Origin of the sequence: Leifsonia sp. Root112D2 (assembly GCF_001424905.1) — a bacterium.
Classification (GTDB): Bacteria; Actinomycetota; Actinomycetes; order Actinomycetales; family Microbacteriaceae; genus Root112D2.
This window is the reverse complement of record NZ_LMCU01000001.1, coordinates 675233-688668: the sequence shown is the minus strand read 5'-3', so window position 1 is coordinate 688668 and position 13436 is coordinate 675233. Positions and strand designations below refer to the sequence as shown.

General features: G+C 62.0%; 14 protein-coding genes and 3 pseudogenes. 13 read left to right on the top strand and 4 right to left on the bottom strand.

Annotated features, from left to right (window positions below; translation table 11 throughout):
* Position 1 precedes the first annotated feature (1 nt).
* From ASC63_RS03180 to ASC63_RS03155, 6 genes are all read left to right on the top strand, one after another.
* Positions 2-904 (top strand): carbohydrate ABC transporter permease, encoded by a 903-nt coding sequence (locus tag ASC63_RS03180; protein WP_055809803.1) that lies wholly within the window; start codon positions 2-4, stop codon positions 902-904.
* Positions 905-997: 93 nt separating this feature from the next.
* A complete protein-coding gene (locus tag ASC63_RS03175; protein ID WP_055809799.1) occupies positions 998-2716 on the top strand; it encodes a hypothetical protein in 1719 nt (572 codons plus the stop codon).
* Positions 2716-3747 (top strand): SDR family oxidoreductase, encoded by a 1032-nt coding sequence (locus tag ASC63_RS03170; protein WP_055809795.1) that lies wholly within the window; start codon positions 2716-2718, stop codon positions 3745-3747. Before ASC63_RS03175 ends, ASC63_RS03170 begins: the two co-directional genes overlap by 1 nt.
* Before the next feature lies 1 nt (position 3748).
* Complete coding sequence (locus ASC63_RS03165; RefSeq protein WP_157487559.1) at positions 3749-4756, top strand: Gfo/Idh/MocA family protein; 1008 nt, start codon at positions 3749-3751, stop codon at positions 4754-4756.
* 65 nt (positions 4757-4821) lie between these two features.
* The gene (locus ASC63_RS03160) at positions 4822-5685 is read left to right on the top strand and encodes an aldo/keto reductase (protein WP_055809791.1); all 864 of its coding nucleotides are present in this window, start codon (positions 4822-4824) and stop codon (positions 5683-5685) included.
* Between the two features lie 170 nt (positions 5686-5855).
* Complete coding sequence (locus tag ASC63_RS03155; protein ID WP_055809788.1) at positions 5856-6152, top strand: LacI family DNA-binding transcriptional regulator; 297 nt, start codon at positions 5856-5858, stop codon at positions 6150-6152.
* Here the strand turns inward: ASC63_RS03155 and ASC63_RS16205 are convergent.
* Both ASC63_RS16205 and ASC63_RS16620 read right to left on the bottom strand, forming a co-directional pair.
* Positions 6153-6296, bottom strand: a pseudogene (locus ASC63_RS16205) (IS256 family transposase); the annotation flags it as partial.
* Positions 6297-6542: 246 nt separating this feature from the next.
* Entirely contained in the window at positions 6543-6830 is a 288-nt protein-coding gene (locus ASC63_RS16620) for a hypothetical protein (RefSeq protein ID WP_055809782.1), read from the bottom strand.
* 104 nt (positions 6831-6934) lie between these two features.
* Between ASC63_RS16620 and ASC63_RS16840 the strand changes: the two are divergent.
* Positions 6935-7174, top strand: a pseudogene (locus ASC63_RS16840) (sulfatase-like hydrolase/transferase); the annotation flags it as partial.
* Between the two features lie 148 nt (positions 7175-7322).
* Here the strand turns inward: ASC63_RS16840 and ASC63_RS16615 are convergent.
* The gene (locus ASC63_RS16615) at positions 7323-7463 is read right to left on the bottom strand and encodes a hypothetical protein (protein ID WP_235491758.1); all 141 of its coding nucleotides are present in this window, start codon (positions 7461-7463) and stop codon (positions 7323-7325) included.
* A 479-nt stretch (positions 7464-7942) separates the two neighbouring features.
* On the opposite strand from ASC63_RS16615, the gene ASC63_RS03140 reads away from it, so the two are divergent.
* From ASC63_RS03140 to ASC63_RS16610, 6 genes are all read left to right on the top strand, one after another.
* The gene (locus ASC63_RS03140) at positions 7943-9430 is read left to right on the top strand and encodes an aldehyde dehydrogenase family protein (RefSeq protein ID WP_055814754.1); all 1488 of its coding nucleotides are present in this window, start codon (positions 7943-7945) and stop codon (positions 9428-9430) included.
* 215 nt (positions 9431-9645) lie between these two features.
* Positions 9646-10299, top strand: coding sequence for a methylenetetrahydrofolate reductase (locus tag ASC63_RS03135; protein WP_327063325.1), 654 nt, complete (start codon positions 9646-9648; stop codon positions 10297-10299).
* Positions 10299-11186, top strand: coding sequence for a formyltetrahydrofolate deformylase (gene purU, locus ASC63_RS03130; RefSeq protein ID WP_055809780.1), 888 nt, complete (start codon positions 10299-10301; stop codon positions 11184-11186). Before ASC63_RS03135 ends, purU begins: the two co-directional genes overlap by 1 nt.
* Before the next feature lie 61 nt (positions 11187-11247).
* Entirely contained in the window at positions 11248-12006 is a 759-nt protein-coding gene (locus ASC63_RS03125; RefSeq protein WP_055809777.1) for an aspartate/glutamate racemase family protein, read from the top strand.
* The gene (locus ASC63_RS03120) at positions 12006-12653 is read left to right on the top strand and encodes an enoyl-CoA hydratase/isomerase family protein (protein WP_055809774.1); all 648 of its coding nucleotides are present in this window, start codon (positions 12006-12008) and stop codon (positions 12651-12653) included. The genes ASC63_RS03125 and ASC63_RS03120 overlap by 1 nt, the downstream gene beginning before the upstream one ends.
* Positions 12654-12867: 214 nt before the next feature.
* On the top strand, positions 12868-13038 hold the full coding sequence (locus tag ASC63_RS16610; protein ID WP_235491756.1) for a hypothetical protein: 171 nt from the start codon (positions 12868-12870) through the stop codon (positions 13036-13038).
* Here the strand turns inward: ASC63_RS16610 and ASC63_RS16835 are convergent.
* A pseudogene (locus ASC63_RS16835) lies at positions 12985-13092 on the bottom strand (hypothetical protein); the annotation flags it as partial. The gene ASC63_RS16610 and the pseudogene ASC63_RS16835 overlap by 54 nt on opposite strands.
* Positions 13093-13436 lie beyond the last annotated feature (344 nt).

The window sequence follows — 13436 nt, the reverse complement described above, 5'->3', positions numbered from 1 at the left end:
TATGAGCCAGGCAGCAATCGCCGAGGTCGCGGCGCAGAAAGCCATGCCGATTCAGCGGGTACGCCCACCGCTGACAATGAGGCTCATCGAAGGGACGCGTAAGCACCTGACACTGATCGTGCTAATCATCGGTGGACTGATCATGATGTTCCCAATTCTTTGGATGATCTCGATGGCGTTCCAGCCCATGAGCGAGATCTACGCGAAGATGCCCTCATTGATCCCGATGCATCCGACGCTCGACAACTTCATCACAGGATGGAATCAGGGCGGGTTCCTCGAGTATTACGTCAACACGTCAGTCGTCACTGTGTTCCGGGTGATGTTGACTGTCATCATCAATGCCCTCGCCGGCTTCGGATTTGGCAAATACCGATTCCGTGGTCAGAAGGTGCTCTTCGTCCTGGTGCTCGCCGCAATGATGGTGCCCGACCAGATTCGCATGGTGCCCCTGTATCAGATGTTCAATTCCGTGGGTCTCGTCAACAGCTACGCCAGCGTAATCCTCCCAGGCGTCGGTGCGACTTTCGGCACATTCCTGATGACTCAGTATGTGCGTACGGTCCCGGACGAGTTGCTCGATGCAGCTCGAATGGACGGCTGCTCGGAGTTCAGGATCTTCCGACAGGTGGTCATACCGTTGGTCAAACCCGCACTCGTGACAAATGTGATCTTCCAGTTCTTCTGGGCCTGGAACGATCTACTCTTTCCCCTGCTCTTCCTTCATGATCAGAGCAAGTACACGTTGGCCCTGGCGCTGGCAAACCTGGGCAACAGCTCCGATCTCAGCATCGGGCCGATCATGGCCATGTCTCTTCTCTCGGTAATTCCGGTCCTCATCGTCTTCTTCGCGCTGCAGAGATTCTTTGTTCAAGGCATCGCTGCTCAGGGGATCAAAGGATGACAGTGTGTACCAGCTCGCGTTCCGATGGCAGGCCCGTCAACTCTTATCGCAATGACAACTTCGACACAGCTACGGCACGAGGAAAGGTATCAAATGTTCGATGAGCGTCTGCTTGAGGTGCACAGCAACTACGCATGGGACCACCAGCACATGCAGTTCGCGCTGGATTTCGCGGCGTCCCACAACATGACGGGCATTGTCCTGCACCGCAACGACATCGTCGATCTGATTGTCTACCCCGGAGAGTACTTCGGGGCGGGTGGCGAGAAGTACTCGAACAACCTTGAACGCTACCGTGACTCCTACGTGCGCGCCTTCGTCGCTCCCAAGCGAGCAGATCGGCCATGCCGTGCACGCACATACGTCAACCGCCTCATCGATCAGGCAGCACAGCGCGGGCTGAAGGTCTATCTCGAGAACAAAGAGATCTACTTCGATGACACCATCCCGGAGATACACCCTGAGGTGATCAAGAATGGCCGACTTTGTGCGAGCCATCCGTTCTGGCCGGAATTCGTGCGCGTCAAATACGAGGAATTGATGGTCGAGTGCCCAGGGCTCGCCGGTCTCATCGTCGCTCCCGCCACAGCCGAAAGCAGAGTATCGATTGCCGCAAACAAGTGCGAGTGCGATGACTGCAAGGTGATGACGCCAGCGCAGTGGTATCAGAACATCCTGACCGCCATCCACGAGCCGCTGAGTGCGGCGGGCAAAAGGCTCATCGTCAGAGATTTCACCTTCACATCGAGCGATCAAACGGCCATGGTCGACGCCGTGGTCGATCTGCCCTCTGACATCGTGATCGCGCTGAAGAATACTCCGCACGATTACTATCCGACTTTTCCCAACAACCCTAGGATCGGCGCCGTCGGTGATCACGATCAATGGATCGAGATCGACTGCATGGGCCAGTTCTACGGGTGGGGTATCGGCGCCAGTGTGATGCTCGATGACATGCGGAAACGGATGCAGTATGGCCGCGATCGAGGTGCAACCGGTGTCATGTTCCGCACTGACTGGGAGGGCTTGGAGGGTCACACCGCCTTCGACACACTCAATTGGATCAATGTGGCCGGCGGCGCCGCTCTCTCCCGCGATCTTTCGACAACGGATCGAAGCATCTATCGGAACTGGCTCGAGGAACAAACGATCGTCGCTCCGGGAGCCAGCGACGCGGACATCGATGATCTCGCCGGTTGGGCACAGGAGATCATTGGGAGGACCTGGCCCATAATCTCTCGCTCCCTATTCGTCAACGACTGTGTCTTCTCCGAGTCGAGCTGCGTACCGGTAAGCATGGCCGACGCAGTATGGGTTGGCGAGGTCAAGGACGGGCTGATGGATTGGGATCCGACAGCGAGAGATGCCCTCTCCTCCGACGCGACGAACGTCTGGGGAATCGTGGAATCGGAAGATGAGGCGATGAGGGAGGTCATAGCTTTAGGGAGACGGCTGGCGATCGGTCATCCAGCGTTGTCTTCCTTCGGGGCGGCCAAATTGGTGGAGGCATGGGATCTGTTCCGTCGCTACGTTCAGATCTTCCAGCTGTCGGTGCAGGGAGTATTCCTCACGCGTCATCTGGTGGATCAGGATCGCGCTGGTCAGCCGGTCGAGTCCCGCTTCGTCGAACGATGGTCCCGCACTGTTCAGGAGTTGGATGCTCTCGCAGACAAGCTGAAGGAGTTCTACCGATCCACCGACTTCGGCTATCCGGTGTACATGCTGCTTGATGGCGAACGAGTCGCGACCTTGAGCGAAAGCCTCCGCGCTGAGGCACCGCGCCGTGTGGTCGACGAGTTGACGCCGGCCTGATGAAAGTTCTGTTCGTCGGTGGCACCGGCATAGTGAGCACGGCGTGCTGCAGGTTCGCCATAGCTAGAGGCGACGAGGTGACGATCCTTAACCGAGGACTGAATACGAAACGGCCGCTGCCAGATGGGGCCGAGCTTCTCACGGCAGACGTACACGACCGCACGGAGATTGATCGAGCGCTTCGGAATCGAACATTCGACGTAGTCGTGGACTTTCAGGCCTTTCTTCCTGAACATGTCGAGGCGATGGTAGAACACTTTGCTGGCCGGATCGGGCAGTACGTGTTCATCAGCACCGCATCAGCATACCAGACGCCACCGCGTCGCCAGCCGATCACCGAGTCGACACCATTGCAGAATCCTCGTTGGAAGTACGCACAGAACAAGATCGCTTGCGAAGATTTCCTGGTCGGAGAATATCGACGCACCGGCTTTCCGATAACAATTGTGCGGCCATTGCACACGTACGACCACACCTCAGTACCGTTGCTTGCAGGGTGGACCGAGATCGACAGAATGAGGCGCGGCAAAGAGGTCGTCGTCCATGGCGATGGCACGTCATTGTGGACGATGACCTATCACCTTGATTTCGCCCGAGCGTTCGTCGGGCTACTCGGGAATCCTCAGGCGGTCGGGGATACCTTCCACATCACGTCGGACGAACTGCTTACGTGGGATCAGATCTACCGCATCTTCGGTGCGGCTGCGGGAGTCGAGGAGCCTCGTATCGTCCACATCGCATCCGAAACGATAGCCGCTGTGGATCCATTGCTGGCGGAGTCCCTGCTCGGCACCAAATCGGACTCGGTCGTGTTCGACAACACCAAGATCAAGGCTCTAGTCCTAGGATTTTCGGTCAGCACGCCATTGTGGATCGGCGCCCGTGAGGTCGTGAAATGGCATGACGATGATCCCGCACGCAAGGTTGTCGATGAATCTGTCAATGCTACTTACGACGCCCTGGTCGAAGCGGTCGGCGCACTTCCAGCTGCAGTTCGCGGGCGGATACGAGAGACGAGCCTGAAGGAGTGAGATGACTCAGCCCGGCAAAACCGATACCCCCTTCCGATGGGGAATTCTGGGGACCGGCTACATCGCAGCCGAATTCGCTAAGGACTTGGCGCTGTTGGAAGATGCAGATCTCGTTGCTGTCGCTTCTCGAGATACTGCAGACGCCTCGCGGTTCGCCGCAGCGCACGGTGTTCCTCGCTCTTATGGCACGTACGGCGAACTTCTCGCCGATCCGGATATCGACGCCGTGTACATCGCAACGATTCAGAGCGCACACCACGATGTGACGCTCCTAGCTCTGCAGTCAGGGAAACCGACACTGGTCGAGAAGCCGTTCACGGTGAACGCGGAACAAGCTTTCGACGTCATTTCCGCGGCTCAGAAGGGCGGCGTGTTCTTGATGGAGGCGATGTGGACACGGTTTGTTCCGCACATCGTGGATCTTCGAATGCTTCTAAGCGCTGGAGGCCTCGGTGATGTCCGTACAGTGATCGTTGACCACGCGGACCGGGTCGAAGACGGATCCCAGCGCATCTTCGATCCTCTACGAGCTGGTGGGGCCCTCCTCGATCTCGGAGTCTATTGTGTCTCGTTCGCTTCAATGGTGCTCGGGTCGCCCTCGCAGATCGCAGCTGTGGGCTGCCTAACGAACGGAGTCGATTCGCAGACCTCTGCGGTTCTCAGCCACGCCAACGGGAGTCAGGCTGTTCTGACGACATCGCTCGAGGCCAAGGGTACGAACCGCGCGGCGATCATCGGGACCGAGGCCCGGGTCGAGATCGATGGAAAGTTCTACGTGCCATCGTCGTTCAGCGTGATTTGGCCCGATGGCCGCACGGAAAGACACGGCTACACGCGCATCGGACAGGGACTCCGCTATCAGGCACATGAAGTCGCCCGCTGCGTGCGCGCCGGCCTAGTCGAGAGCCCTGCGATGCCGCTACTGGAGACGCTCCAGATAATGCGAACCATGGACCAGATCCGCTCGCAGATCGGCGTTGTCTATCCCGATGATCATCGGCAGGGTTGACGCCGAGCGCACGACATCGAATTATCCCCAGTCACGAACCACGAATCATGAGGAGCAACCAAGCAATGAAAACACGCCACGTGGGCGATACGCCCGTAAGCGCAATCGGACTCGGTGGGGTCCACTGGTCTATAACGGATCACCTCGACGTCGATCAATCGATTCGTACGATCCACGCAGCGCTGGATGCAGGCATCCGCTTGATCGACACCGCTCGCGCCTACACCACGTTGGTTGACGAATCCCACAATGAGGATGTCGTGGCCCGGGCACTCGCCGGGCATCCGCTGCGCGACGAGGTCCTCGTGGCGACGAAAGGCGGCCACTTTCGGGCCGGTCCTAGCGACTTCCCTGTCGACGGTCGCCCGAGAACATTGCGAGCACACTGCGAAGCAAGCCTCCGTCACCTTCGAGTAGAACGCATCGGCCTGTATCAACTTCATCACCCCGACCCGTCGACACCGATCGAAGAGAGCATGCAGACCCTGGTTGAACTTCAACAGGAGGGAAAGATCCGGATGATCGGTGTCTCGAACGTGAACGCGCAACAACTGCGAGCCGCGCAGTCGGTGGGCGCCATCGTCTCAGTCCAGAATGAATTCTCTCCACACAAGACCGATGACTCGCCAATGGTGGCCGAATGCGATCGCACGGGCGTGACTTACCTAGCATACTCTCCTCTAGGCGGTTCGAGTCGATCTGGATCACTGGGCGAACTCTCACCAGCGCTCGCTGCTGCGGCCGACAATCGCAAAGTCTCGGTGCAGCGGATTGCGCTCGCATGGATGCTAGCCCTCTCGCCGACAATTATCCCGATCGTGGGTACCCGGAGGGCGGAGTCGGCCGTCGATTCCGCGGCCGCAACTGAGCTCGATCTGGGTCGAGCCGAATTCGCGGCAATCGACGCGGAGCTGTCCTCGCGCCGATGACTCTCGCTTCGCAGTTGGTGGACGGGGAAACGTCGTAGTTTGCTCTCCCGGGATGTCACCGGCTTCCCGATTTCGACAGTGAGAACTGGCTCAGTCCGGACGTATTCAGCACGCTGGTCCTGGCCTTGAAAGACCGTCACGGTCCGAACCGTCGCCGCGTAGGGGAGAAAGTGGTCAGCAATCCGTCTGGTGAACGGCCAGCGACCATCCTTCAGGTCGCCATGCTGGCTGGAGCCTCAAAGGCGACCGTTTCGCGCGTTCTGAACGGTTATCCGACGGTGAATCCTGAGATAGTCAAGCAGGTGCGAAATGCGATTGACGAGCTCGACTTCAATCCGAGCGCTACTGCGCGCAACCTGTCACTTGGCCGGACGCAGACGATAGGCGTCTTCGTGCCCGACCTTGAGAACCGGTCACGTCCCGTTGAGTGTGGAGTTTCTCGACACCGTGCGGGTCAGTTGGTTTGATTATGCCGTGACAAGTTCTGGGAGCGAAATCACCTCCTCGATGGGCTTGTCCGTGGGGGTGTTCAGGGCGCTGAGGGCGGCCATGGATGCTTCGGAAAGATAGCGGCGATCGCCGGCCTCCCATTCGTCGTGTTGCACAGCCACCCAACCGTTCGCCACGCATACTCTTACGTTGTAGAGCGCTAGCTCCAGGGCCTTTTGGAGGGAGGCCGCGCCAATGAAGAGTGAGAGTCGCTTGTCGGCGCCGGGCATCGCCTCCGTTCGCATGAACTTATCTGCGTCGGCATGGAGGAGTCGTCAGTAGATCATGTCGTCGAACGCGTCGGATCCGCCCGAAGATAGAAGGGCCTTCCACGAAGTCGCTTCATCGTCGCTGAACTGGCTGAATTGTTACTCTATGGCTGCGGCTGCGTTGTCTAGACCCGGGTCGTCCGTGAGCCTGCAGGCCCGCAGACCACCGGCTACCCTGTAAAGCTGCACTTGATCACACTTGGCGTCGAACTTTCGCAGCATCGCCACTCGAAGGAATTGCAGCCAATGTGCCGCTGAGTTCTCGCTATCGCTGGTCACTTCACTCAAACTCGGGAAGTGCAGAGCATCATCGACAGCGAAAAACTCCGCAGCAAGTATTTCGAACATCTGTAGCCTGGCCCAGTCAGAAGCCGGCTCGTTGGACATACACCAATTTTAGCGGCGCTGCGCGGCCGGCTAGCCGACACCCCGCTGCACGGCCTCTCAAGAAATTCGTCGATGTCCGTAGGCCGAACGCCGGCGACGACAATCTGCTCCGATCAGCGTGCAGACGCCCGCACTGCGGCCTGCCGTACCGACGACTCGCGAACAATGAGTTCACCCGGCACAGAGGGTCTGCCCCGCGCTGCAGTCCGTCGCGGGCATCGCTCCTTACGGGGAGGTACCCGCACTCGGTTGGCGTAAGAATCCTCACGAATGACGATCGGCCGCACGGCTACCGCAGCGCCCTCAACACCGCGGCGCCGAACTTGGCGGAGCGGCTCAAGGAGAGGGGATACACGACTGCCCTCGTCGGCAAGTGGCATCTCTCCCCGGATGCGGCAGCTACTTCCAGCCACGCCTCATGCGCGGGGAGGAGCAGGTCCCTACCGAGAGCTATGCCGGCGCTGGCTACTATTTCACTGATGACATCTCGGACTATGCCGTCAACTTCGTGCGGCGCTCGGCCGGCGCCGGATTGCTGTTCTTCCTGTACTTCGCGCACGCCGTGCCGCACGCTTCGAGCGGCAGGCCGAGCTCGATCTGCGCCAGACCGAGACGCTGCCGCCGCGTGATCACGCCGCGCTCTTCTGGGAGCACATCGGCAACGCGGCGATTCGCCGCGAACCATGGAAGCTGGTCCGTGAGGCGCTCGGAGCGTGGGAGCTCTACGACGTCGAAGCAGGTCGCGGGGAGACGCGCGACAGATCGGCGGAGAAGCCCGACCTCGTCACCGAGCTCGAGTAGGAGTGGACGGTCTGGGCGCGCGCGAACGGTGTGATCCCCTGGGAGGATGTGCTCGCCGACTATCGGGAGCGTGGCATCCCCGAGCGGGCTCGCGGCTGATCGCGCATATGGAGCTGCGCCGGAAGGTGTAGCAGAAGTTGAGCTGCGCCAGTGGCCACTACGTCGAGAAGTAGAGAAGTACGACGACGCAGGTTCCACCTGTCAGAATCCGCGTGACGCAGGCGTGCCGGCGTGGTCGGGTAGGGAGAAGATCTCTCCGTGCACATATGCTCTCGGCGTTGTCGAAGGAGAAGATCGAAGGAGAAGACGGGATGAATACCGGACCGAGAACCCTTGCCGACAATGAGGCACGCGTCGCCGATCTCCTGGATCGGGAGTGGCGGCTGAGCATCGGCGGAGTCGGCGTACCCGCCGTCACGGGCGCCATCTACACCCTGACCACGCCCTATGGCGAGCGCGAGATCGCCCAGGTTCCGGACGGCGCCACGGCGGATGCCGCGCGGGCCGTCGAGGCGGCGTGCGGCCCGGCGGAGGCCTGGGCTCGCGAGCCCGTCCTATCGCGTGCGGCGAAGATGATGGCCCTGGCCGACGCGATCGAGGAGCGGGCGCTCGACTTCGCCTTGCTCGATGCCATCGATGGCGGCGCCCCGATCGGCATCATGCAGCTCGACGTCACGATGGCCGTCGAGGCCCTGCGCTACTTCGCCGGGCTCGGCATGGAGGCCAAGGGCTTCACGGTGCGGTCCACCCAGAACTTCCACTTCACCGAGCGTTACCCCTTCGGTGTGGTCGTGAAGATCGTCCCCTTCAACCACCCCTTCCTCTTCGCCGCGAGCAAGATCGCGGCGCCACTGGCCGCCGGCAATGCCGTGGTGCTCAAGCCGGCTGAGGCGACGCCGCTGTCGGCTCTCATGCTCGGCGAGTTGTGCGACCAGATGCTGCCCCGGGGCCTGGTTTCGGTGGTGGTCGGCGACGGACCGGAGGTACCCAACGCGCTGGTGCGCCACCCGCTCGTGCGCCGCATCGGCTTCACCGGCAGCGACGTGGTCGGCCGCGCCATCCAGCGCTCGGCCGCAGAGGTCGGCGTCAAGAACATCACGCTCGAACTGGGCGGCAAGAACGCCCTCATCGCCTTCCCGGATGCGGACCCGGTGGAGGTCGCGCGCGGCGCGATCATGGGCATGAACTTCACATGGTCGGGCCAGTCCTGCGGGTCCACGTCGCGACTCATCGTGCACGAGGACATCGCCGACGAGGTGCTGGGTCATATCGCCGATCAGCTGCGTGGACGGCAGTTCCTCTCGCCGCTCGACCCGGCTGCCGTGCAGGGCACGATGGTGAACCGCAAGCAGTTCGAGCGGGCGCTCGGCTATATCGACGGCGCTATTGCTCAAGGTGCGCAACTCGTCACGGGCGGAGCCAAGGTCGATAGCGAAGGCGGTGGACTGTTCATCCAGCCGACCTTCCTCGACCGCGTCGCGCCCGATTGGCCCGTGGCCTGCGAGGAGATCTTCGGCCCCGTCGTCTCGGTGCTGCGCTGGACCGACGAGGCCGAGGCGATCCGCATCGCGAATAGCGTGGACTACGGCCTCACCGGCAGCGTATTCACCAACGACATCCGCACCGCCCACCACGTGGCGCGTGCCCTCGAGACGGGTTTCGTGTGGATCAACGGCGCCGGTCCGCATTACCTTGGCCTGCCCTACGGCGGCTGGAAGGATTCCGGCCTCGGCGCCGAAGAGGGCATCGACGAGTTGATCAGCTACACCCAGTCGAAGTCGGTGTCGGTGCTGCTCTGAGCACACCGCATCGAGGGCCAGGAGGCCTCGGATCATGACGCTCACCGTCCTGTCGGACTACTCGTTGGAGATGACCGGGAAAGATGTCGAGAGGCTCGACGAAGCCCGTGAGTTCATCCCCACCGGCACGCGCATTAACGTGACCTTCCTCGGCAACGAGAACCTGCGGATGCGACTCACCGCCGCGCGCGGTCAAAGAATCGGGATTCACCCCCGTGCCGCATATCTCGGTACGTCGCCTCGCGTCGCAGGAGATACTCGAGGAGTTCCTCGGCGCGCTGCAGTCCGATGGGGTCGTGCGTAACGTCTTCGTCGTCGGCGGCGACCCGTCGACTCCGGAAGGACCATACTCCGACTCGCTGCAGGTCATCCGGACCGGCTTGCTGCAGCAATTCGGCTGCGAGCACGTCAGCATCAGCGGCTACCCCGAGGGCCACCCGGACATTTCGAGCACCCTGCTCTGGGAAGCCATCGAGAGCAAGTCAGCGGCGCTCGACGTAGCGGGACTGCCCGGTACGATCATCACCCAGTTTGGTTTCGATGTCGATGCGGTGATCACCTGGATCGAGGCGGTGCGCGGGCGCGGCATCGAGCTGCCCATCCGCATCGGCGTTCCCGGCCCGGCCGGCATCAAGCGCCTCATCAGCTACGCATCACGCTTCGGCGTCGCCTCGAGCGCCGGCATCGCCAAGAAGTACGGTTTCTCGCTCACCAATCTGGTGGGGACTGCGGGACCGGATCGTTTCATCCGCGAGCTCGACCGGCGTCTCGAGTCCTCGCACGGCGAGATCAAGCTGCACTTCTACACTTTTGGCGGTCTTCGCGCGACACAGGAGTGGATCACCAGCTTCGAGCGGGAGCGCACCTGATGCCGATCGAAGCCGACAGGAGCCGACTGCCGGTCGACCAGGCGGTGCTGCTGGTCTCGGGTCGTGACCAGCCGGCCATCCTCTCGACGATCACCCAGGTGCTGACGTCCTTCGGTGCGAACATCGTCTCGCTCGATCAGTATAGCGACGATGCGGAGGGCGGCAACTTCTTCCAGCGCACGGTCATCCATCTGCCGGGGGCGAGCCGCGCGATCCCCGAGCTGGAACAGATGCTGAACGCCAAGCTGGCGGATGGTTTCGAACTCTCGGTCACCGTGCTCGACCGCGCAGTGCCGAAAAGGATGGCGATCTTCGCGTCGAAGACCGATCACTGCCTGGTCGACCTGCTCTGGAGGCATCGCCGCGGCGAGTTGCTGGTCGATATCCCGATGGTGATCTCGAACCACACCGATTTGCAGCCGGAGGTGGAGCAGTTCGGTATCCCGTTCTTCCACGTGCCGTCGCAAGGCCCCGACAAGTCTGCGGCCGAGGCGGAGAGCCTCAAGCTGCTGACCGACGCTGTCGACTTCGTGGTATTGGCGCGGTACATGCAGATTATCTCGGAGGACTTCATCGAGGCGGTCGGGGCGCCGATCATCAACATCCACCACTCCTTTCTCCCCGCATTCATCGGCGCCGCTCCGTATGCGAAGGCGAAGGATCGCGGGGTGAAACTGATCGGCGCGACGGCGCACTACGTCACGAAGGGGCTCGATGAAGGCCCCATCATCGAGCAGGACGTCGTGCGCGTGACGCACGCCGACACCGTCGCCGAGCTGCAGGCACGCGGCGCCGATGTCGAGCGTGCGGTGCTGACGCGGGCGGTGCGCTGGCATTCAGACGACCGGATCATCCGGCATGGCAACCACACGACCGTCTTCGTCTAGCTGCCTTAGCTGCGTTTCCAGAGATAATCCGTATACTGATGGTAATCGGAGGGAGAGTTAGATGATTCCAGGTATTCCCGAGCAGCAACTCGGATACGTCCTACCCGTCGGTGTCGCCGACGGTGTGCATCATGCCTTCTACTCCGTCTGCGGCCTTGAGGTCAACATGGTCGGGTACCCGGGCGTTCTTGCCGCATTTTCGCGCGCCGACGGGGAACGAGCCCTCGAGTCCGCTTGGCCGGCGATGGAGTTCCTCGCTGAGCGGCGTGTCGATCGGATCGTCATCGGCGGACTGCCGGTGACGACATCCGCACCGCCGGCATTCGTCCATGAGCTCTGTGCGCAGGCAACCGAGCATTTCGGCATCCCGGTGATCTCCGACGCGGAGGACACCGTCATGGCCGTGCGAGCGCTGGGCGCTCGTCGGGTCGCCCTCGCGACGAAGTGGTCTCCCGACGTCGTCGCCGGGGTGAGGGAGCATCTCGTCGACGGCGGGATCGAGGTCGTCCGCGACTTTGCGCTGCCCCACACCGCTCAGCAGGTCGTCGCTTTGCAGCCGGAGGAGGGTTTTCGCATCGCCCTCGAGCTGGCGGACGGCGCGCTGGGAACAGGCGATCCGGTCGACTGCCTCGTTCTCGGAGGCGGGGCCTGGTTCGTCCTCCCGGCCATCGAGCAGGTCGAGCAGCGCTATGGGGTGCCGGTCGTCAGCAACATCGCTGCAAGCCTCTGGGGTTTCTTGGACCAGATCGGTCGCTCGCCTGTTACGCCGGGATGGGGCGTGCTCCTTGATCGGTTGTTGGTGTCGTCGACCGACGCCTGATGGCCGTTTCGCCCCACGTCGCTCACCGGGACGGAGTTGCGATCGTGACCTTCGACCGTCCAGAAGTTCGAAACGCGATCGACGCGACCACGGTCGAGACGATCAGCCGGGAGCTCGAGAAAGCGGGCACCACCCCTGAGATCGGTGCCTTGTTGGTCGTGGCGGAGGGTGAGGTCTTCTCCTCGGGGCAGGATCTCGTCGAGTTGGAGGCGGTTCCTCCGCGCTCGCGGATCGCTTACCTGCGCGGAATGGACAGGCTGCACCGCGTGGTGGCGTGCTCCCGCATCCCCATCGTTGCGGCCATCAACGGGCCGGCGGTCGGACGCGCGGCATTCCTCACCGCAGCCTGCTCCGTGCGAGTGGGTTCCCCGGATGCCGAGTTCTGGCTGCCGGAGCTGCAACTCGGTGTCCGGCCCGACTCACGCGCCGTTGCCACCCTGGTGAGGGCAGTCGGCGAGCAGCGGGCGCGGTACCTCCTCGCCACCGGCGCGCGGATCGACGCCGAGCAGGCGATGGCCTTCGGTCTGCTCCACGCGGTTGTGCCGAAGGAGAGGCTGCGCGAGACCGCCGAGCAGATGGCTCGTCAATTCGCGGGCATCCCAGGTCGACTATTGAAGCGTGTCGGTCTCCCACCAGGCGAGTACTGATCCGGTCAGGAGGGCGCCGCCTTCGTTGCCGACGTCCAATCCGTGATTTCCTCGTCGGGTTCGACGAGTTTGCGGAGGAGTCGGTAGAGGTCGCGGCGTTCGGTCTCGTCGACATGGCACAGCAGGATGTCGTTGGAGGTTCCGTGATTTCCTCGTCGGGTTCGACGAGTTTGCGGAGGAGTCGGTAGAGGTCGCGGCGTTCGGTCTCGTCGACATGGCACAGCAGGATGTCGTTGGAGCGGAGGGCTGGAGAGACGGAATCGCGGTAGAACTCGCGGCCGGCATCAGTGAGGAAGAGGTTGTTGCGGCGGGTGTCCGAGGTGTCGCGAACTCGGGTGATCCAGCCGCGTTCGACGAGGCGTTGGATGAGGTCGCCTGCGGTTGACCGGTCCAGGGAGGCGCGCAGTCGCAGTCGGGTCTGATCGATGCCGTCTTGCATGGCGAGGACGTGCAAGACGGCGAATTGAGTGGAGGTTAGGCCGTTCTGCAGTTCGCGGCTCCAGAGGGCGGTGGCCCGCGCCTGGCTCACTCGGAGANATGGCGAGGACGTGCAAGACGGCGAATTGAGTGGAGGTTAGGCCGTTCTGCAGTTCGCGGCTCCAGAGGGCGGTGGCCCGCGCCTGGCTCACTCGGAGAAGATGCCCGACCAGATCACGAGTTCGGAAACCGCGATTGTGTGTGGGTTCCGTGATTTCCTCGTCGGGTTCGACGAGTTTGCGGAGGAGTCGGTAGAGGTCGCGGCGTTCGGTCTCGTCGACATGGCACAGCAGGATGTCGTTGGAG

What these genes read in the sequence shown, in the direction of transcription:
- ASC63_RS03180 (WP_055809803.1), top strand. Translation starts at nt 2, where the DNA reads ATGAGCCAGGCAGCAATCGCCGAGGTCGCGGCGCAGAAAGCCATGCCG.
- ASC63_RS03175 (WP_055809799.1), top strand. Translation starts at nt 998, where the DNA reads ATGTTCGATGAGCGTCTGCTTGAGGTGCACAGCAACTACGCATGGGAC.
- ASC63_RS03170 (WP_055809795.1), top strand. Translation starts at nt 2,716, where the DNA reads ATGAAAGTTCTGTTCGTCGGTGGCACCGGCATAGTGAGCACGGCGTGC.
- ASC63_RS03165 (WP_157487559.1), top strand. Translation starts at nt 3,749, where the DNA reads ATGACTCAGCCCGGCAAAACCGATACCCCCTTCCGATGGGGAATTCTG.
- ASC63_RS03160 (WP_055809791.1), top strand. Translation starts at nt 4,822, where the DNA reads ATGAAAACACGCCACGTGGGCGATACGCCCGTAAGCGCAATCGGACTC.
- ASC63_RS16620 (WP_055809782.1), bottom strand. Translation starts at nt 6,830, where the DNA reads ATGTCCAACGAGCCGGCTTCTGACTGGGCCAGGCTACAGATGTTCGAA.
- ASC63_RS03140 (WP_055814754.1), top strand. Translation starts at nt 7,943, where the DNA reads ATGAATACCGGACCGAGAACCCTTGCCGACAATGAGGCACGCGTCGCC.
- purU (WP_055809780.1), top strand. Translation starts at nt 10,299, where the DNA reads ATGCCGATCGAAGCCGACAGGAGCCGACTGCCGGTCGACCAGGCGGTG.
- ASC63_RS03125 (WP_055809777.1), top strand. Translation starts at nt 11,248, where the DNA reads ATGATTCCAGGTATTCCCGAGCAGCAACTCGGATACGTCCTACCCGTC.
- ASC63_RS03120 (WP_055809774.1), top strand. Translation starts at nt 12,006, where the DNA reads ATGGCCGTTTCGCCCCACGTCGCTCACCGGGACGGAGTTGCGATCGTG.
- ASC63_RS16610 (WP_235491756.1), top strand. Translation starts at nt 12,868, where the DNA reads ATGGCACAGCAGGATGTCGTTGGAGCGGAGGGCTGGAGAGACGGAATC.